27 protein-coding genes are annotated in these 19,976 nt (G+C 31.0%); all 27 read left to right on the forward strand.

Features of this window, described 5'->3' with window-relative positions; genetic code table 4:
• Window positions 1–5: 5 nt before the first annotated feature.
• The 27 genes from GvMRE_RS03935 (at window position 6) to GvMRE_RS04060 (ending at window position 19,964) form a co-directional block, all read left to right on the forward strand.
• Window positions 6–650: a leucine-rich repeat domain-containing protein gene (locus tag GvMRE_RS03935; protein WP_147409975.1), complete on the forward strand. Its 645-nt coding sequence runs from the start codon at window positions 6–8 to the stop codon at window positions 648–650.
• 117 nt (window positions 651–767) lie between these two features.
• A complete protein-coding gene (locus GvMRE_RS03940; RefSeq protein WP_147409976.1) occupies window positions 768–1,151 on the forward strand; it encodes a hypothetical protein in 384 nt (127 codons plus the stop codon).
• A gap of 23 nt (window positions 1,152–1,174) precedes the next feature.
• Complete coding sequence (locus tag GvMRE_RS03945) at window positions 1,175–1,393, forward strand: hypothetical protein (RefSeq protein WP_147409977.1); 219 nt, start codon at window positions 1,175–1,177, stop codon at window positions 1,391–1,393.
• A 13-nt stretch (window positions 1,394–1,406) separates the two neighbouring features.
• On the forward strand, window positions 1,407–1,583 hold the full coding sequence (locus tag GvMRE_RS13510; protein WP_172575247.1) for a hypothetical protein: 177 nt from the start codon (window positions 1,407–1,409) through the stop codon (window positions 1,581–1,583).
• Between the two features lie 27 nt (window positions 1,584–1,610).
• Window positions 1,611–1,949, forward strand: a complete 339-nt coding sequence (locus tag GvMRE_RS03950; protein WP_147409978.1) for a protein prenyltransferase subunit alpha family protein — start codon at window positions 1,611–1,613, stop codon at window positions 1,947–1,949.
• The gene (locus GvMRE_RS03955; RefSeq protein ID WP_147409979.1) at window positions 1,949–2,239 is read left to right on the forward strand and encodes a hypothetical protein; all 291 of its coding nucleotides are present in this window, start codon (window positions 1,949–1,951) and stop codon (window positions 2,237–2,239) included. The genes GvMRE_RS03950 and GvMRE_RS03955 overlap by 1 nt, the downstream gene beginning before the upstream one ends.
• Before the next feature lie 191 nt (window positions 2,240–2,430).
• Window positions 2,431–2,793, forward strand: coding sequence for a hypothetical protein (locus tag GvMRE_RS03960; RefSeq protein WP_147409980.1), 363 nt, complete (start codon window positions 2,431–2,433; stop codon window positions 2,791–2,793).
• 4 nt (window positions 2,794–2,797) lie between these two features.
• Window positions 2,798–3,073 (forward strand): hypothetical protein, encoded by a 276-nt coding sequence (locus GvMRE_RS03965; protein WP_147409981.1) that lies wholly within the window; start codon window positions 2,798–2,800, stop codon window positions 3,071–3,073.
• Window positions 3,049–6,726 carry an OTU domain-containing protein gene (locus GvMRE_RS03970; protein ID WP_147409982.1) on the forward strand — a complete coding sequence of 1,226 codons (3,678 nt, stop codon included), beginning with the start codon at window positions 3,049–3,051 and terminating at the stop codon, window positions 6,724–6,726. Before GvMRE_RS03965 ends, GvMRE_RS03970 begins: the two co-directional genes overlap by 25 nt.
• A 29-nt stretch (window positions 6,727–6,755) precedes the next feature.
• Window positions 6,756–7,091 carry a LapA family protein gene (locus GvMRE_RS03975; RefSeq protein ID WP_147409983.1) on the forward strand — a complete coding sequence of 112 codons (336 nt, stop codon included), beginning with the start codon at window positions 6,756–6,758 and terminating at the stop codon, window positions 7,089–7,091.
• 210 nt (window positions 7,092–7,301) lie between these two features.
• Complete coding sequence (locus GvMRE_RS03980) at window positions 7,302–7,799, forward strand: hypothetical protein (protein WP_147409984.1); 498 nt, start codon at window positions 7,302–7,304, stop codon at window positions 7,797–7,799.
• Window positions 7,800–7,827: 28 nt separating this feature from the next.
• Window positions 7,828–8,295 carry a hypothetical protein gene (locus GvMRE_RS03985; RefSeq protein ID WP_147409985.1) on the forward strand — a complete coding sequence of 156 codons (468 nt, stop codon included), beginning with the start codon at window positions 7,828–7,830 and terminating at the stop codon, window positions 8,293–8,295.
• A gap of 22 nt (window positions 8,296–8,317) precedes the next feature.
• Complete coding sequence (locus GvMRE_RS03990) at window positions 8,318–9,946, forward strand: hypothetical protein (RefSeq protein ID WP_147409986.1); 1,629 nt, start codon at window positions 8,318–8,320, stop codon at window positions 9,944–9,946.
• A gap of 18 nt (window positions 9,947–9,964) precedes the next feature.
• Window positions 9,965–10,363: a hypothetical protein gene (locus GvMRE_RS03995; RefSeq protein WP_147409987.1), complete on the forward strand. Its 399-nt coding sequence runs from the start codon at window positions 9,965–9,967 to the stop codon at window positions 10,361–10,363.
• A gap of 8 nt (window positions 10,364–10,371) precedes the next feature.
• Window positions 10,372–10,899, forward strand: a complete 528-nt coding sequence (locus tag GvMRE_RS04000; RefSeq protein ID WP_147409988.1) for a hypothetical protein — start codon at window positions 10,372–10,374, stop codon at window positions 10,897–10,899.
• Between the two features lie 8 nt (window positions 10,900–10,907).
• On the forward strand, window positions 10,908–12,479 hold the full coding sequence (locus GvMRE_RS04005; RefSeq protein WP_147409989.1) for a hypothetical protein: 1,572 nt from the start codon (window positions 10,908–10,910) through the stop codon (window positions 12,477–12,479).
• A gap of 6 nt (window positions 12,480–12,485) precedes the next feature.
• Window positions 12,486–13,673 (forward strand): hypothetical protein, encoded by a 1,188-nt coding sequence (locus GvMRE_RS04010; RefSeq protein WP_147409990.1) that lies wholly within the window; start codon window positions 12,486–12,488, stop codon window positions 13,671–13,673.
• Window positions 13,666–15,138, forward strand: coding sequence for a coiled-coil domain-containing protein (locus GvMRE_RS04015; RefSeq protein ID WP_147409991.1), 1,473 nt, complete (start codon window positions 13,666–13,668; stop codon window positions 15,136–15,138). The genes GvMRE_RS04010 and GvMRE_RS04015 overlap by 8 nt, the downstream gene beginning before the upstream one ends.
• Before the next feature lie 61 nt (window positions 15,139–15,199).
• Window positions 15,200–15,475, forward strand: a complete 276-nt coding sequence (locus tag GvMRE_RS04020; RefSeq protein WP_147409992.1) for a hypothetical protein — start codon at window positions 15,200–15,202, stop codon at window positions 15,473–15,475.
• Window positions 15,476–15,529: 54 nt separating this feature from the next.
• A complete protein-coding gene (locus GvMRE_RS04025; RefSeq protein WP_147409993.1) occupies window positions 15,530–16,033 on the forward strand; it encodes a hypothetical protein in 504 nt (167 codons plus the stop codon).
• 1 nt (window position 16,034) lies between these two features.
• On the forward strand, window positions 16,035–16,856 hold the full coding sequence (locus GvMRE_RS13515) for a hypothetical protein (RefSeq protein ID WP_172575248.1): 822 nt from the start codon (window positions 16,035–16,037) through the stop codon (window positions 16,854–16,856).
• Window positions 16,817–17,140 carry a hypothetical protein gene (locus tag GvMRE_RS04035; protein ID WP_147409995.1) on the forward strand — a complete coding sequence of 108 codons (324 nt, stop codon included), beginning with the start codon at window positions 16,817–16,819 and terminating at the stop codon, window positions 17,138–17,140. The genes GvMRE_RS13515 and GvMRE_RS04035 overlap by 40 nt, the downstream gene beginning before the upstream one ends.
• 1 nt (window position 17,141) lies before the next feature.
• Window positions 17,142–18,278 (forward strand): hypothetical protein, encoded by a 1,137-nt coding sequence (locus tag GvMRE_RS04040; protein ID WP_147409996.1) that lies wholly within the window; start codon window positions 17,142–17,144, stop codon window positions 18,276–18,278.
• A gap of 37 nt (window positions 18,279–18,315) precedes the next feature.
• Window positions 18,316–18,627, forward strand: a complete 312-nt coding sequence (locus GvMRE_RS04045; RefSeq protein ID WP_147409997.1) for a hypothetical protein — start codon at window positions 18,316–18,318, stop codon at window positions 18,625–18,627.
• A 94-nt stretch (window positions 18,628–18,721) separates the two neighbouring features.
• The gene (locus tag GvMRE_RS04050) at window positions 18,722–18,925 is read left to right on the forward strand and encodes a hypothetical protein (protein WP_147409998.1); all 204 of its coding nucleotides are present in this window, start codon (window positions 18,722–18,724) and stop codon (window positions 18,923–18,925) included.
• A 75-nt stretch (window positions 18,926–19,000) separates the two neighbouring features.
• On the forward strand, window positions 19,001–19,510 hold the full coding sequence (locus GvMRE_RS04055; protein ID WP_147409999.1) for a hypothetical protein: 510 nt from the start codon (window positions 19,001–19,003) through the stop codon (window positions 19,508–19,510).
• Entirely contained in the window at window positions 19,491–19,964 is a 474-nt protein-coding gene (locus GvMRE_RS04060; RefSeq protein ID WP_147410000.1) for a hypothetical protein, read from the forward strand. The genes GvMRE_RS04055 and GvMRE_RS04060 overlap by 20 nt, the downstream gene beginning before the upstream one ends.
• Window positions 19,965–19,976 lie beyond the last annotated feature (12 nt).

The raw sequence follows: 19,976 nt of genomic DNA on the forward strand, positions 1-19,976 counted from the left end.
AAAACATGACCAAAGCCCAAGAATACCTAGAAAAACAATATTCACTATTTATTAGAAAGCATATTAAAGAAATAGATATCAGTGCCAGAAATTTAACTGGTAAACTAGATTTAAAAGATTTTGAAAGTTTAGAAACTTTATATTGCTCCTATAACTCTTTAACCAAATTAGAGTCATTGGAAAAGACAAAATTAAAGAATTTATATTGTAATGATAATCGTATTACGGAATTAGATTTAGACTTTTTATTAAGTCTAGACGATTTAGATTGTAGCAATAATTACCTTAATTACCCTGATTTGAACCTAGTTAATAGAAAGTTAGTAAAACAATTACAAAAAGAAAATGAATTGTTAAAAGAGCAAATAAGTCAATTGTTATTAAATAATCCGTCAGGAGAAGTGAAAATCAAATATGACACAGCGAGACGGGAAGTAAAAATTATTCAACCTGAACCTGACGAAAAACAAATTGAGTTAGATTTAATTACTGATTATTTATCAGAAGAGGAATGTGTTTCACCTACTACTCAAACACAATTAACTAGATTAAAAGCTTTAAAAGAATTTAATTATCAAAGCAAAGAAAAAGAGATTAAACAAGCACGGCGTCAGTGCCAAATTTTAGTATTGCCCAAGAAGAATTATTAAAAAAAATACTACAATAACCATGGTGACTTAAATATCAGCAATTATACCACGAAATAACTAATTACCAACCACAGTGTCCTCCTATTAGGGAAATATGAAACAAAAACTAACTTAACAATGTCAGAGTCTAATCAAGAACAAGAAATTATCTTTAAAGAAGCCTTTCTAGTAAGCAATTTTCTCCTTTTATGAAATTTACCTGTCCGGAAAGATAAATTAACTGCTAAACAACAACAAGAAACACAAGAAAGATTATGAAACAAGAATACTTTAGATAGTTTAGTACTAGAAAAACTTGGAGAAGAATCCTGATTTAAATCAGAAAGTGAAAGAAAAGCATTAAAAGTAGAAGACTACCAAAGAATAAAAGAGTTAACCGAGGAAACCAAACAATTCATTAGAGAATTAGAGAAAGGAACTGAATGAGAAGGAACTATGGATAAAGAAGTAGAAAATAACAGAAATAAAACTATTCAACAATGGGTAGAAGAGAATAAATAATAATAACGTTAAAATTGATTGTAATGGAAAGAATAGTAAAAATTAAAGAAATTGTAGAAGAATATGTGATTCAAGATGGTAAAGAATACTTAATTAAGTTAAATTATGCTTCAAAAGAACACATCGCCTTTAATTCTTCTGAAAGAATGCCTCTAGCCGAAAATTTGACCTACGAGGAATTAGATAAGGCTAATCGAAAAAAGAAGCAAGAACTAATTGCTACTTTAGCCACAGAAAAATAACAAAGAATTAACTATGTGTGGCAAAATAAGGGATATAAATGGAAAAATATTTCCCCATGAGCATAATGTGATTTTGATTGAAGTTCCTGAGGCTCCTGATGAAAAAGATTTGAGAGTACTTCAAGAACAATTTCCAAAAGAAAAAGTTGTATGTATTTTAGACGATAAGTTGGCTTTGCCAATCAAATAATTTTCTAAAAAAACAAAAAATCTAATAATGCTACAAGAAATTTTAAAACAAGAACAGGAGGCTAAAGAATTTGCTCAATGAATAATCGCCAATAGTTCCCGAGTAATCAATGAAGAAATTAACCATAGCAAAAGAAGTCCCACTGTTACTGAATTATTAACTGATAAACCGCTCTTTTTTTTATTAGAAGCAATTAAAGTTTTAGATCAGAAATGGTGAATATCCTGACACATTTTTGATGATTTAAAAAACCAAATAAAAACTGATTATCAAAAATTGGATCCCCAAGTTCAAAAGTTATTTCAACTGAAATTAAAAAATTTTAGAATTAAGCAAGCCTTGGATTTAGCCGAGGAACTTAACTAATGAATAACTCTCTTTGTGCTTTAGGAAGAAAAAGCCATAGTTGGAAAACTTTAAGTTGAAATAATTCGTCTAACACTCTTAATTATTATGGAGTAACACAGTGCCAATTTTGCTTTTTAGAAAAAAACGAACCAGTTAAATACCAAGTTAAAGAAGCAATTTTTATTCAAGGACATACTTGCCAATTATGTAATAAAACTACTCCACAAAGTACTTGATTTTATTCTTTAGTAGAACAAAATAGTCAAGAAAAATGAATTGTTTGTGAAGTCTGTTCTAGGAAGTATTAGTAATATCCTTAATAGAGCCATAGCAGAAAACCGGTTCGACCAGAACCCTCCTTGGAGTAAGATGGTGAGAAATGAACTGCCTCTCCCTTTGAAAAAAGGAAAAGATTTGTAAAAAAATCGTTGTATCAGTAGTGTTTGGCGAGTGTTTGACTAGATTTATTTAGAAATTTGTTGTCTTAAAATGTAGTTATATGAGACCAAAATTAAACAAAGAACAATTTTTAGCCAAGATGGCAGAAGGACGTGAAGCACGAAAATATGCCCAAAAGATAATTAAAGAACACGGAGAAAAAACCAATGAATTTACTACCCAAGGGTTGTGGCAAGAAAGTATAGCTAATGATTTAAAAGAAAAAACTTTAACCTTTTTTAGCAGTACTTTAAAATATTTAAGCCAAGACAAAATGGTTAATTTTGCTGACTGATTGCTGGATAGGTTGGAGGACTTCGTGTTAGAGCGATATAATCAATCTGACGAAATCACCAAAGGAGCTTTTAAGAAAAAAGTCGAAGAAGTGCTACCGGATCATAGAATAATTGGAAAATTGAACTAATTTAATGATTGTGAAAAAAAACGATGTTGAATTATTAAATGAAATAGAAGATGCTTTAAGTAGTTATGTAATTGAATTTGAAGCAGACACACAAAAGCACTATGTCTTTGTTGATTTTCAAGGAAGAAAATTTTTTAAGGGTATGAGTTATGAAGAAGGCAACCCCCGAGAGGATAACAAAGTTCTATTATGATTAATTAAGAAAGTTAGGGAGCAAATAATTAGTTACTTAAAAAAAGACCAAAATTTAGATAAATGAATGACTCCGACAAAACTTTAATTTTTAAAGTTGACCAATATCAAGTAATAGAAGAAAACCGAGTTAGAATTATTAAGATTAATTTTTTAGAACCATATAAAATTAACCAAGAATATAGTGGAATTTATTTGCCATTTAATTTAATAGAGCAAAATAATCTGAATTCATCTAGTGATTGACTTACTGATGATAATGTTGCTTTTATTTTAAGAAATCAAAAATATGAAGCCAATGTAACCAAAGATAAGGAAGAAAATATTTATTTAGGCAATATCATTGGAGTAAGAACTGACTTAACCAATATTAACAACTTAAATGAACTAGCCAAAAAACAAAAACAAACTAATTCAAAGGAAATTAAACCATTGCAAGATTTTAGCCAACAAATAGAGGCAGGAACAAGCAAATATACTATTTTGCCTTTAGCTTTGGGTCAATATCCTAATAATCATTGAGGAATGTTAGTGTTAGAAAAAGAAATCCAAGGAACAAAAATTAATAAAGTTTATTGAACTTCGGCGAAGAATAACCTAAGCGAAGAGGTTTTGCAAGTTAAAGCATTAGTTGCTTTTTTGACTTCCGCTGAAATAGCTGATAATATAGACATTGTTACTTTAGATGGTGAGAAGCAAGCCAGAGAAGAAGATAGTGGAATTTATTTGTGTCTTTATATTAAAGAAATATTAGAGTACCAAACTAGAACTAAAAAAGCAATTGGTGAACCACTTTCTTTAACCCGTAATTATGAATTTTATGAAACTCCACCTTCTTCGGAAACCGAGGAAACAAAACCAAAAAAACAAACCAAAACTATAGGGGATTGAAACAAAAGTGGAGAAATCACGAATGAAGAATACTTATATTTATTAACAAGTTCAGATATTTGAATTACTGTTCAGTATACTTTGGAAGAATTAAAAAACAAGTTTAATGAAATAAAAAAAATAAAAAATTCAGAAAGTGAAGGAGAAAAAACACCACCATTATCACCATCACTGCCACCATCGCGACCATCAACACCTATTTTACCACTAAAAGCAGATTGAAACCAAATTCTCCAAGAAATCTACAACTTTTTTAATATTAACTGAACTAGGGATTTAACGGAAATTCAAAACAAAGCCCAGCAAATACTTGACACTTACGGAGACCCCTTAAAAGATTTAGAATTAGCAGGTGCCAACCAAACTGAACTAACTCCCCAAAAGATAGGACAAGACACCACTGCCAAAACAGAATTAAAAACCATTAAAGGATTAGGAGAAAGATTTAGCAAATACACAGTATTAAAAGCAGGTATGGACGGCAATTGCTATTTAAATAGTTTCTCCATTTTGCTATCAGGAGAGGACTATAAATGAGCGGTGCCTTTGCGGGTGAAACTCTGTTTAGAATTAATGACTAATGAAAAATTAAGTTTAGGATTTACCGACCAAGAAAAAGCCACCTGAATTACGGATAAAATGTTAAGAGATAAAGGTGTTGAGGATTATCCTAATGACCCCAATATTGTGTTTCCATTAGCCAAAGATAAGACTTATATGCCGTTAGATGATTTGTCTTATTTTGCTTATTTTCTCCATCGCCCAGTAGTTTTAATTTATCCTGCCCAAGGAGCAGCAGAAAACAACCCTGACGCTATTCAAAGTGGTGGTTTTTTATGAACTAAATATCCCTCAGTAGATTTAGAGGATTTGGATATTAGATTTGAAGAGCCATTTTTTATTTATCGCTTAAAAGATATTCAGCATTATGTTCCTTTGGTGCGACCACAAGACCATGAAGAAGGAATAATCAGTTTTCAATTAAAAGAATATGAGTTTGATGACGGTTCGCCAACTGAAAATCCTCCTTATGATAGCAGAAGCATAGATTTAACAGCCTACGGGGCATTTAACAAAAATGGTTTTTCTCCTAAAATAGATAATAAACTTGACCTCGTTAATGTTTCTATGATAACAGTTTGGTTAGATAAAAATAACGACTGAATAGCCAACAGATACCAAAACCTTAAAGATAAATTTATCCAAGGAGCAAGCAAAATAGGCAGGAATATTCAAATTAGCATTATCAAAGACAACTTTGCTATTAAAAATATAGGTGGTGATATTTGAGAGTTAAGTATTCGTGCAGACGCCTTTGAAGACATAGAAATTGAAAAAACCACTGAACCTAATTTGCTAGCGATAAAATTAACCTTCACCGAACCCTTAACAGTAGAAAACGATGTAGAAGAAAACTTGCTCTTTACTTTGGATACTAACCAAGAATTTAAAGCCGAGGGATTAGGAGCAGATATGTTGCTAACTGGCGACCCTACGCACAAAATTGCTGTTCCCGCCAAAGATGAAGCAGAAGCAAGAGATATTGCTTCAAATTTCACTAAAAAAGGAGACAAAATAATCACTTACACCATTGAAGGAACAGCCGAAGTATTAGAGAGTTATGATTTAATGGGTTCAAATGTAAATACTCTTAAATTAAATAAAGGAGCCACTATAACCCCTTCTCTAAAAGATAAAGCCTTTCCAAAACCAAATGATTTAGAAACTAAAAGAGAATTAATTATTAAAGAAATAAGCAGCAAAATGGATAAGTATGGAAAGCATATTTTATTTATTGACCCTCTTTTTAATAAGTTTGCGGGTGATTATAACGAAGAATATGCTACCGGAAAACCCGGTAAAGGTCATTGAGGAGGAGACCGAGGAGAAACTTGACAAGAATTTATTGGTCAAGCCAAAGACGAAACCGAATTAAAAATGACCGGGGACAGTATTTTTTATGCCTTGGGAGAATTCTTTATTAATTACTTTCTTGGTGATGAAGGATTTGGAGAAACTGACGCGGAAAGATTAAAGACTTATCTAGCAGACCATAAGGAAGACACTAAGGTTAATTCTTTATTTACGAGAAGTAACATTAAACCTAGAATAGATAATTTATTAAAAGCCAAAAAAGATGATATTTGAGAAGTTTTTTTTGAGGCAAGAAAAATAAGTGATAAAAATACGATACTTATTGATGTGGTATACAAAGACATAAATAAGAAGGAATTTTATAAACTTGATGACATTAGTGATACCGATACTTTTAATATTGAAAAGATGCCTTTTGAATTAGAGAATAAATTGGGAGACAAAACCCTAAAAAGAGTATATTTTGACAATTTAAACAGTTCAAAAGAAGAAGAGGTAAGAAATCAAGGCACTCCTCCTAATGATGACTTTAGAGTGTTTTGAAGTATTAAAGGCAGTGCTACTTATGACGAAGGTTTGTCTGCTCTCCATTTTATTAAGCCTGATAACTTAGAATATAAAGTATCTCTTGTTATGGAACCCAAAGAAGTTAACTTTACTGTTTTACAAAGACTAATACTGAAAACTAACTATGTATCTTACCAAGTTCAGCCTTTTGATATGTTTACTGACAAAACAAACTCTTTTAAGGTTAATATAAAAACTATCAGCTTTTTAATCAATAAATATAAGGAGAATGACACCTCTTTGGAAAAATGAATAGATAATTCAGCAAATAAAATGTTTAGTTTTAGATATAAGCAAACCCAAGCAGAATTAGCAGCCTTAAACGATGAAGAATTAGTATTCAGTGATGTCTTAAAAGTAGAAAACCTTGCTACTAATGAGGAGTTCACTCCTGCTAAAACTGTTTAATTATTTTGTCATTTAACAAAAAATTTAATATGAATAATAAAGGAATAATCAATTATATTAAAGCCCGTGAACAATGAAAAGACACTCTTTGGAACAAATCTAGTGCTTTATCTTCCATTTGAGGAGGTTTGTTTAGATTTGGAGTTTTTTTGGCTTACTGAGCCATAGATAAGATTTTCTTAAAAGAAGAAATTGAAGCCATGTATCAACGAAACCCTAATTTTAAGTATGTTTTTTGACTTTCTTTGGCATTTGGAATATGAGGAATAATTGATGCTTTATGAGGTGCTTATAATTACTTTCAAGCCAGTCAACAAGCTGAACAGTTAAAGAAACAAGTTGATAATTTAGAGAAGGAATTATAACAATTAATTAATGTCAGAGGAAAATTCAGACCAGAAAGAACCCGTCGATAATAAGCCTTGATGGCAAAGAAATAAGGATAGTATTGTAATTTGAACTAGCATTGGCTCTTTTGTCTTAACTTTTTTTCAATGTTTAATTATGTTGGTTAAGTACTTTAAGAAGTAGAAGCAAAAAATAATATTTTTTTAAAATATTAAAATGTTTATAATATGAATAACCAAGCAACCAAAACCAATTTAAGTATTGAAGAAATAATTACTAATTTTGAACACCAAAATGAAATAATTATTAAACTCTTAAAAGAATATCAAAACCATTTATTAATGAAAGAAAAAGGCGAAACAATTTCAAATCTTCCTAGTCTAGAAAACATTTTTCAACAAGAAAATCAAGCAGTTGATTATGTCAATAATGTTATCTTACCTAGAATAGAAGCTGGAAAAGTCGAAGGAGCAATCGGAGCATTAGGATTTTGAGACGTAGCAATCATTGATTTTATTAAACAGCAAGCAATCACTTTCATCGGAACTACTTTAAAAGAATTAGTTATTAAAGGTTTAGTTGACTTAGCCAAATGAATAATGGAAAAAGCCGAAACAACAATTATCAATCTTTACAAACACGCTTCCTGAGAAGAAAAAGTACTTTTTAAAAACAAGGTTCAAGAAGTATTTCCAAATTGTGAGTTGTTGAAGAAACTACAATAATAAGCGAGATAAATTAATATAAGTAACCATGACAAGCAACAATTCACAAGATTTAACTAAAATAATCCAAAGCCTTCAAGAAAGTAACTTAAAAAAAGACTATTTAATAGCAGGTGCAGCAATTTTTCAAGGTATTATTTTTCTAATTATAACTTTGATAACTCGTAAACGTTTAAAGCCTAGTTTAGCAGTTCAAAAAATAAGAAAACAAAAAGAAATGGGTAAAGACAAGATAGATTATGAAGCCAGAATGGCTAAAAAGAAATTAGAACTAGAAGCCATAGAAAGAGAAATTAAGCATGAAGGAGAATTAACCGGATTTAGAGCAGGTTTAACCAAAAGAGAAGAAAAAGAAACTGAAACTACTAACTTTTTAAGTGATTTACAAAGTAAAGGAAAAGAACAAATAGACAAAACTATTAAGAATGTTAAAGATGCTGCTAAAGATAAATTAGGTGGGCTGAAAGATAAACTTTTTGGTTCAGAAAAAGAATAAAAAAATTCCTTTAAAATAAGTTATGAAAAAAACCGAAAACCAAAAAAAACCATTAAATTTATCAAAAAATAAAAACCCAGAAGTAGTCCTAGAAGGATTAAGAACTTCCCGCCGCTGTTCCTTACCAACTGATTTTAATCGTCCTGCCTCCCCTTACTTTTCTCCTAGAACTCCCCAATTTGATTCTAATTCTCCCCTCACCCCTAACCATTTAACTTTTAATGCTTTTTCACCCACCCTAGATAATTTTGAAGAAACTGGTGAAATACTAAACAGATTATCAAAAAAAGGCAAAAGTTCCTCCGATAATTTAATGAAAAAACTTTTAGACCAAAAAGAGCGTGAAATTAAACGTTTAGAAGCCCAAAAAGAGCAATGATTAGCAGAAAAACAAGAATGAGAGCAAGAAACAGTTAAACACCAACAATTACAAGCAAATTTAGTTCAAAAGGATAAGAAAATAGCCGAATTAAACGCCGAATTAAAAGAAACGGGCGATGATTTGCTCCAATTAGACAAAAAAAATGATAAATTAAACAACTTTTTAACCCAAGAAAAGTTAAATATTCGCCAATTAGAAGAGCAATTAGCCCGAGAAGTAGACGAAAACCATCGCTTAAAAGCCAGCCAAGAAGAAATTAATAACTCTCTTTTAGCCAAAGTTAAAGAGCTAGCCGAAGTAAAAAAAATCGGTTTAGAAGAACAAGAACGCTGACAAGGAATTATCACTGAACAGCAAGAAAAATACGAACAAGAGAAAGAAGAAAGAGAAAAACAATTTGCTCAAACTGTTAATAATTTACGTAATTTTCAATTAAATACTGATACTTCACCCGCTCTGGGTCGCAGAAAATCCCAACACAAAAAAACTTTTAGCACTAGCAGTTTACCAGTTAGCCAAAATAATTCTCCCCGTGGCTCTTTCTATGAAAAGGAAAAGCCCACTAATCTTTTTATGGAAATTACCAAAGGGAACATTTTCAATAGAGAAATCACCAAATCACCCAGTAATTTAGCAAATGACAGTGATACGGATTATTCCGACAGCTCGGTTCCCGAGAAGAAAAAGAAACGTCATTCAGACTCTCCACTTTTTAATAATTCTCTCCCAAACAAAGACCACACCCAGTCTTTTGAGGATTTATTAAACATAGTAGACAACTTTACTACTGAAACTGTGGAAGAAAAGGAAAACAACCAAGAATTATTAATAAAATTAGAAGAATTAGAAAAAGAGCATGCTAATTTAAAAGAAAATCACCGCAAACTAATAGGCGACCACACTACAAATGAGCGTTTACTCCAAGAATTTAACCACCAATCAATCCTTTGAGAGGAAGAACGCAAAAAATATGAAAAATCATTACAAGAAACTAATCAAGAAAAGTTAACAGAGCAAAATAAACAACAACAGCTTATTGAAGAATTAGCAGAGGTGAAGTATAAATTAGCAGAGGCTAACAGTAAAGCAAAATTGGTTGAGAAAGAATTGAAGGATGAATTAACTCAAAAAGAAGCATCCGAAGAAGATTTAAATGAACTAGAAAGAGCGATTGATAAATCAGATAAAACCATTCAAAGAGGTCAGCAAATTTTTAGTGATTTTAAGGCTCAAATCCTTGATATTAATAATAAAATTATTAAGAAATAGCCTTATAAATATAATATAATGACCGGCGAAAGCGAAAAGATTAACAATTTAACTCAAAAAATAGCTCGGCAAGAAACAACCATTGCCAACTTAATTAAAGACACAGAAGACGCAGTTCAAATCTTAGTTGATTTAAAACAACAATTAGATGACCTTCAAAACGAAAAAGATGATATTCAAAATGAAAGAGATACTTTAAAGACTGATAAAGATAAATTACAAACCGAAAAAAACACTTTACAAGCTGAAAAGGATGCCTTGCAAGATGAAAAGAATACCTTAGAGAATGAAAAAACTACTCTCGATGAAGAAAATGCTAAAATTAATACTGCTATTCAAAAAGCTGATGAACAAGCAGACAAGGTAGAAGCCAGAATATTACAACTTACCCAAAAAATCCAATTGTTTAAAAATTAAGAAAGAAAATGGCAGACTTTTACGAACGAATCAAAGCTTTAGAAAAAAAGATAAAAAAACTAGACGATTTATTGATTATCACTGAACAAGGGATAAACAAACTATGAACAGAAAGGAAATTAGATAAAGACAAAATCAAAAACAAAGAACTGGAACTAGAAGAGTGATACCAAAAACTAGAAAACTGTCAGCAAGAAAAAACCAAAATGGAAAAAGAATTAAAAGCCCAAATATTAGAACTGAAAAAAAATGAGTTCTCCAAGGATAAAGTAGATCATTTGTTAAATGGAGAAAACAAAGAATTAGAGAAATTAGGAGAGCAATTATATGCTGAACGAACTCATTATTACCAAATCCAAAATGGATTAATTGGTAAACTATGTGAGTCATGTGATTGTGGAGAAAAAGACCAAAGAATTAGCAATCTTTTTATCACTATTTGAATTATGCTTGGGCTTTTCTTTGTTTTTCAAATTTGGTTTCTAGGATTTGTTGTTCCTAAATATATCAAAAAACGAAAGGAGATGCTTAAATAGTTATAACAATGACAACCCTCCAAGATTACTTAAACAACAAATATCAAACCACCCAAGAAAAAGAAGCAGTAAAGGAAATTATCCTTTCTGATATTAGCGAATTATTAGAAGGCGGAGAATTAGACTTAAAAGAGTTTACCAATTTAGAAAAAATGGAAGTAGACCAGTCTGCTTTAAACTCTCCTATTACTAAAATAAATAGTTTAACCAACTTAAAAGAATTAATTTTACCCAAAACCCAACCTGACAGCGATGAAGACAAGAAATTATTCACAGATTTAGGTATTGAAGACAAAACCATTCATATTAGCCAGCAAAGAACAGTTAAAGAAATAAAAAGGCTAACCAGTGAATTCTCTAATACCCAAAACAAAAAAATTAATCTTCATTTTGCCACCAATAAGTCTCCCCAAACCAAATTAGATAATAATAAGGAAGGAATAAGCGAAGAAAATAATGGTGAATGGGATATTTATCTCCAATTAGAAAGAAAAGATAAAAAAGGCAACTTTGCTCCTAATTTAGTATTGTGAACTTTTTGCCGAGAACTAACGGCTATTAAGCACGGAAACTATGATAAAGAACCTTTATTTTGACAACATTTTAACCAAGAATTAGAATGAATAAAAGATAATTTAAGCAAATTATACAAAAAGGAGTGAGAGTTATTGCTTAACCCTGCTACTTTTCCCCATGAACTATTAGAAACTAGTTTATTTGCTTGCTATTTTCCTAAACTGGAAGACGGAGTAGAATTAACCACTAGCCAATCCATTATTAAGCCTGAAATAATAGATAATACTTGACCAAAAATCAAACAAGAGATAATTAACCTAACCAGCCAAGAACTAAACAAAGCCACCACTGATGATGAAAAAGAAAGGTTATGAATCAAACTAATGCTGGAATATAATGAAAACAGTAAAGAGTGAACTATTAAGGTTAATTATCATAAACAAAGCCCGATTCAGTCTAAAATAAAAGAATTAACCACCACTACTCTTTTAGAGAATGAGATAGAATTATTAAAACAACAAAAAAGTCAGTTACCTACTCCGGAAAAAATGGCTCAATTAGAGCAAGAAAAAGAGCAATTAGAAAAACAACTGCAAGGAGGAACTAACTTGGTAGAAGAGAACAAAAAACTCAAAGAAGAAATCCAAGCTCTTTATAGAATTATAAAAGAAGCAGACGAAGCCGAACGGCAGAAAAAATTAGTTTTGAGTGAACTCATTCAAACTCCTAAACAAACCAACGAAGCCATTAAAAGATTACTTAAAAAAACTATTCAAGAATGACGTGAATACTTCGAAAGTGAAGACCCTGACATTGCCGAGAAAAAATTCATACTAGGATTAAGTTTCAAAGACCCTGAATTGCGTCGCAAAGGTAAGGAAATTTTAGGCTATATAATTGAGGCTCATGAGAACGGCAATTACCGAGAATTAGTAGAAAGATGACAGAAAGAAGGAAAAAATGGAGGAGAGTATGATGTTGAAATAGACTTTGATGAGAATTTACAAAAAATAAAAGACCTTTTGCAGGTTTTGGAATATCAAAACTCTGTAAAAAATAACTAGAAGAATATGAATAACCCTAAAACTAACCGAATTTTAAGCGAAATTATTAAAGCTAATTTAACTGAAGAACAAATTAAACAAAATCTTGGTAATTTAGTTACTCAACAAGAGCAAACTATCGAACCAATTCTCAAAGTAGAAGATAAGCAAAAAATAGAGGCTTATGACAAATTAGAGACAGCAGGCTTACCGGAAAAAGGCTTACCAACTGATTGAAAAAAACAATTAGGAAGAATAGAGCAACTAGAGATCAACCAAGCCGATTACAATCAAAAAAAAGAAGAACTTAAAGGATGAACAGATACTTTTGTTTCTAACTCTCCCCAAGAAATTGACGAAAAGATTGTCAAATTAGAACAAAGACCAGATATTTTACAAGCCACTTGAGACGATTATAAAGACCGCAAATCAGTGGGAGAATACAACGACCTTGAACAAGAATTAAAGACTTGAAAAGATACTTTTAAGAACCAAACTGCCGAAGAAGTAGAAGAAAAAAGGCTAGAGTTAGTAAAAAAGGAAGAAATATTAAAAGAGTGAGAACAAGAATTTCCTCAATTAACCGCTCTGCAAGTTAAGAAAAACATTGAAAAACTGGAACAAACACTAGATGAATGAATGGGAACTTGAAATCATCGTAAACTTTCAGAAGTAAAAGAAGAATGAGAATTATTAAAAAAGCGACCGGACATTCCAATTACTCAACAACAATGATGAAACGATTATACTCGTCGCCAATCTCTTACTCAAAGCCAAACAGAAAGAGAAGAATTAGAGGAAGAAAAGAAAAAAGTTGCCAAGCTTCAAACGGAAAACAAGAAATTAATTCAGGATATTGATGAAATTGTAGAAAATGGACGTACTATTCGTTATAAGTTAGCTGAACCAGTAGCAAATAAATCACAAGCCAAAGCAGCTATTGAGAATTTATTAGAAAAAGTAGAAAAAGAGTGAGAAGACTATTTGAAAAATGGAATCAGTGACGAAAACCCTCTGTTAAATTCAAGCTGTCGAGATGACAAAAGCAAAGACCAAGCCCGAAAAATTGTAGGATGAGTTAAAGATGCTCGAAAAAGCCATGATTATTTAAAACTATTAGAGGAGTGAAGCCAAGGAAAAAAATACAACAAACAACATGACTACGATGGTAGTTTATTCCTGCTTGATAATTATTTAAAGAAGCATAATGCCTAAAGACCAAAAAACATCATTCTTTGATGAAATGGTTGATTATTCTAAAGCAACCGAAGAAAAAGAAAAATTAAAAAAAGATCGACCTCTAACAGAAATAATCAAAACCCATCTGTCAGAGGAACAAATAAAGCAAAATTTAGGAGACATTCAACCGGAACAAATTGAAGACAAAGTAGAAGAAGTTCTCTCGGCAAAAGATAAACAGAAGCTACAAGACTATGATAAGTTAAAAAAAGATTGAGAAAAGCAATCTGCTCGCTTGGAACAATTAGAAATCAATCAGGTAGATTATAATCAAATCAAGCAAGAATTAGCAGAATGAAAAAGTTTTTTTAGTAACCAAGAACCTGATGAAGTTGAAGACGAAATAAAAAGTTTAACAGAAAAAGCAACTACTCTGCAGTCTCAACATAACCAGATCTGTAAAGAATTAAAAAATTGAGAAAATATTTTTGTCGACCAAAAACCAAAAGAAGTCAAGGAAAAACTAATTCAATTAGAACAAGAATTAACCACGTCTGACCAAGAATACGAGGATAACCGAAAGCAAATACAAAAGTTAACCAAAGAATTAGACGAATGACAAGAGAAAACAGAACAACAAAATCAAGACTATCAACAAACCCAAAAGAAACTAAAACAATGAACTGAAATATGAGGAGAACAAAACCCACAAACTCTTAAAAAAGAGTGAGAGTTATTAAAAAAACGACCAGAAATACCAATTACTGAAAAACAGTGATGAGATGACTATGTCCGCCGAAAAAGTTTAACAGAAAGCGAAGAAACAAAAAAAGAACTAGAAGATTATAAAAATGAACTTCAAAACCAATTGCAACTTACTGATTTAGGTGGTTGAAAAACTGAATTAGCCAAGTTAAAAGGTGAAAATCAAGGTTGAGAAAATAAAATAAGACTAGTTTTGGAATTAGAGCAAGACGAACCCTTACCTAGTGACTGACATAATCAATTAATCCAAAAACAACAAATAACTTCAATTCAAGACTTACTAGGAGAAAAACAAAGAGATTTAAAGAAATGAACTGACCAATTTCCTAATAAAACTCCTCTTGAAGTAGAAAAAGAAAAACAAATTGCCAAAAAACCAGAAAAATTATTAGCCGAGTGAACTAGCCAATTTGAGAATAAAACAGCTAAAGAAGTTGAAAAGGAAATCAAAAATAAAGAAGCTGAAATAACTATTTTGAAAATGCAAATTGAAGAACTAGGAGGAACAGTAGGAGCCAATCCAAGTGAAAAACTAATTGAAAGTAAATTAAAAGAAGTAATTGTAGCAGAAGACTGAAATTTAGGTTATCTGATTCAAGTATTAACAAAGTTTAAAGAATGAAGAGAAATGGGAACTTCAGAGCAAAGAAGAGCAATTATGAGATATTGAGTAGTAATAAATAAGAATTTAGAGTATTTGGAGCAAAGAAGTAAGAAAATTATGAACAAGTTTTAATTTTTTTATTTTGCGTGTATCCGAGCAGATAATAAGTACCCTCACTAAAATTTTAAATAAAATGCAAAGAGTGATCAAGTGCGATAAATGCCAAAAAGACTTTATTCAAAAATGAATTAATCGAAAAAAGCAGTGAAGCCAAATTAATGAAATTTCTTACTGAACTGATGGTAAAAAATGAAAAAGTTATAAATTTTTTTGTCGTTCCTGTTTAAACGACTGATTTGAACTAGAAAGAGAAGAATTTGACAAACTAATAGTTGATGAAAAAAAGAGAAGAATTTATGCTTCTTATCGCGGGCATGGTGCTTTTGATAAAAGTGATGCTTCTAACTAAATAACTACTTTTCACACTTCAATATCATTCAAAAATTATTAAAAACTATAATGTATGAATGAAGTCATAAACAAAGAATTAGTATTGCTAACCATTGAAAGCAATAATGAACAAGTGGGACAATTGCTTATAGCGACTAATAAAGCAAAAGATTTAAAAGAAAGCAAAAGGCAATTATCACTAGTGTTAAGTTTATCAAGTTATTTTAGAAAACTAACTAGCCAAGAAATTGATGCTGATTTATCTTTAATAATTAAGACAATAAGGAAAATTAATTGTGTTTCTCCGGTGAGTTTTATGCCTGCTTTGGCACCTAAGGAAAATTTAGAGGAACATAAGCAAAAATTTATGCTTTTATTTAGTGAAGTTTCCGCAGAGAGATTAGTTGAATTACAAGAAATAGAAAGAAACGCTTATTTAAGAAAATGCTGTAAAAGTTGTCAAAAAGATTTTCAAACAATAAGAGAAAAAGCAAGCCAAGAAGCAACTGATAGATTTTTCTTTTGTAATAATTATGATTGTATTAATTTTGGTTTAGATAAAGGAGAAGGGGAATAATATGAGTGAAAATAACCATAATAGATACTGTCAGAAATGTAATAAGTGGCTAGATAATGAAAGTGATTACACCATAGTGGAAGCTTGTCAAATGTGCGGGAAATTGTGACCAAAAGGGGAGAATAATTGTGATCATGATTGGTCAACTTGAAGCCACAGCGAATATCCTAGAAGCCAAATTAAATGCAATACTTGCCAAGAAATTATTAATCGAGATAATATTAGTGGAAAATGCTCTGAATGCTCTTATCCAAGAGGAAATTATTATAGTTTAAGCAAAGAAGGAATAACAAAAGAAGTTTGTCAAGATTGCTGAAATGAAAACCAAGAGAATTATAAGAAAGAATACGAAACAATTTATAAAACTAGCGGAACATGGGTAGAAGATGATGGAGGTTCTCCTACTTCTTGTGAATCAACAATTAGTTTAAAGAACAAGTGTTCTAGGTGCGAAACTTCATTTATGCTCGATGGAAGCGAAGTAGAAGCATGAAGACACCAACGCCACTGTTGGAAAAAAGATAGATGTCAATGCGTAACCCATGAGGAATTAGGAGAAAATCTTTTAATCAAAGATTGCCCTAATCGATATGGCAACGACTATCTAGATCACCGAGCAAGCGAAGAAGATAAAAGAAAACTTCAAGAAAACGATCCTCAATGAGATTTAAAGAATAATAAACATATTACCAATGATAATAACAGAGAGAGAGAGAGAGAGAGAGAGAGAGAGAGAGAGAGAGAGAGAGAGAGAGAGAGCAAAATTCAGAATCCAGTCCTGAATTGGAACAAATTCGGCAATTCTTTCAAGCTAATAATATAAAACAAGTTGAATTACAAGGGGAAGACTTATTAATAACTTATAACGATGGAAAAAAAGAAACTTATTCTTTAAGTAATAACCAAGAATTAAAACCAATTAAGAACTATTTACAAAGTCAAGGCAAAAAGTCAATTAGTTTAGAAGAATTAACTGAATTAAGTAAAAGTCAGGAAAACAAAAAGAACTATTGACCTTGAATAATCGGTGGCGGAGTTATTTTAGCAGGAATTATTGGTCTAGTGATTTGATTAGTGATGAGGAAAAAGAAAGGTGGAGAGGAGTAGGATGAATAAGAACATTTTGCTAACTCTCCAACTAAACGACTTTAAAAAAGAAGACGAGATAAGCAATTTTTTTAAGGAAAATATGACCTTTATTTTTTCTAATCTACTTCATTCTAAGACAAAATGAAGAGATTATTGATCTAGTCATGATGAAAGATCTAGTGAAATTGATTGCCTAGCTTTCTATAAGCCAAAAAAAGGCGAACAAGGAAGAACAATACTTTTAGAGTATAAGCGTGATGATGAAAAAAATCCAGTGGAGCAATTATTGCGTTACCTTCGTATTTTGAAAGGTGTTCCAGGCAATTTTCAAGCAATAGAGAAAAATTTAATAAACTGCTTAGGAAAAAGAAATTATTTAGAGATTAATAATCAACGACAAAGAGATAAATTTTGAGAAGAAACAATTCTTATTGTCATAGCTCCATCCGAAAAATTTGACAAGCAAAAACCAGATATTATTGGCTCGATTGAAAGCTATAGAGCAACTAAGGGAAAAGAAGAAATTATTTTAGTAGAAATTAGAAAGTATCTAGACAAAGAAAGCAAAAACGAGTTTGCTTTATTATCTTTAGTAAACTGGCATAATTATAGAGCGAATAAAGAAAGATGAAAAAAAATACTAGGCATGAAAGAAGAAAGCATAATTATCCAAATCCCTAAAAAAGAGAAGCAATCAGAAAATAATCAAAAGACACCTACTCGCATACCCGAGCATGCGTGAGAAAGTGAAGAAAAGGAAAATAATGAATCAAGTTTAGAACAGTTTTTAGAAGTAAAAGGGATAGATGAAGAAACGAAAAAGAAAATAAAAGAAATTGACAAATCTATTAGACGAATTTTCGGAAAAGAAAAAAAAGGCAAAATGACCCACGGAGATGCTTATTTTGTTTATTGTGACAATAGTAATAGAAAGCAAGCAAAAGGACAAATTTTAGGCATTAGAAAACCAACTAAAAAAGAATGCAAAATATATCTAGCAGATAACCAACTAACAAAGGAATTTAGAAAAAAGCCTGATGAAAAAGCTCAATTAGCCGAAAATCTTACTCGTATAGTAGACATTCGGAACGAGAAAGAATACAGCAAACTAATCACTATTTTAAATAATTATTTAGAAGCCATAAAGGAAAGTTAGCAACTTAACTTATTTAAAATATCTTTATAATTAATACATGGAAAAAATAGAAAAGTGCGATAGATGTCGTAGGGATTTCGCTCGTAAGTTCGTCGCTCCCCAAAATAAGTGAAGCCAAATTAACGAGGTGAGTTTTTGAACTGATAATCAAGAGAAAACTTGGAAAGGTCACCGCTTGCTTTGTCGTGCTTGCTTAAAAGACTGACGACAAAACTACCCTGATGATTATTTAGAATTAGTTAGTTCGACTAAAAAAGCTCGTTTTCGTTCTTATCTTTATAGTGGTTTGTTTGACAAGAAAGATTTGGTGGAGAAGAGAAAAATCCAACAAAAAGACGCAAAAAATTAGAGCATGTTTAACCTCTTTTTTAGTGCTTTTTAGTTAAATAAAAGTGTTTAAACTTATCTCTCTCTCTCTCTCTCTTGCTAAAAATGTATTTGATATGAATGAAACGGAACAAATAGTTGAAGAAAAAATTCTTACTGAAGAAGAATGAGAAAAAGGTCAAGAATGAGGAGGTGCTGCATGCGATGAATGTGGGCATAAATTCGAAATAGGCGAACTTCATTTTTTACTCTCTGGGCTTAAATCTAGTAATGTGTTTTTTGCCTATTGTGTTTCTTGTTACCAAAAACGACAATGATAAGGAAACATTAACTCAAAGCCCAACTATTCCAACCACCAAAAAAAAACATTCTTTTAAAATAAAAATCTAAATAGAATGAACCAATTTGAAAAAGCAATTAAACCCAGCAAAGAATTGTTAACCGAAATATCTAAAAATGAGTGCTGTGGTAAACCATTAAAAGTAACCAAAACCTGTGAAGAAGAGGATAGTTTTTGTTTAATTTACACTTGTTCGACTTGTAATTATTATCTCCAATCCCTAGAAATGAAAGAATTAGATGGTAAAAAACATCCTTATTTAAAAGCCGAGGTTAGAAAAAACTACAAAATAACAATGAACAAAAAAAGATATGAGAACTGATGAATTAATTCTTATCGAATAAAAAAAGAAGTTGAAAACATCAAGGAGGAAAAATTAGAACTAACCTCGGAAAACTTTCAATTGTTAAAAGCGATTATAGGCAAAGTTAGACAAATAACCACTGAAACTTGGGGAGAAAAAACTAGTTTAAGTGAAAATGTAGAAGCGATATTCCAAAAGAAAATGCGAAAAAGAGAATTAGAACAGCAAAATAAGGCTTCGCATGAAAAAACTAACTGATAATCTAACCATTGAAAAACAACGTGAAATTATTAAAAAGAAGTTCCAAGACTTAAAAGATGAATGATTAACTACCGAACAAAAAAACCGAGTTCATTGCGGAGAATTGGAAGAAAAATGATGAGTAGAACGAAGATGATGGAGCAATGGTTTTACTTTCATTTGAGAAGAAGAAATGAATGGCTTTTCCAGTCTTTACCAAAAACCCAAATTTAGTTCCGAAGATACAATAAAACAAGAAAAAAAGAAAATATGAGGTATGTGAGTTTTTATTCGATTATTTGAAACTCACGAAAAATTAGAAGCACTATTAGAAGCAATCGCTCACGAATTCGCTCATATCAGGCTAATATTTAAGGATTTAGAAAAGTTTAGCGGTTTAGAGTATGGACATGGCGAAAAACATAAGAAAGAAAAAAATCTTCTCTTGGATTATTTGCTATTACAATGCCAATAATTAATGTCAGTA

This window comes from endosymbiont GvMRE of Glomus versiforme, from assembly GCF_003546845.1.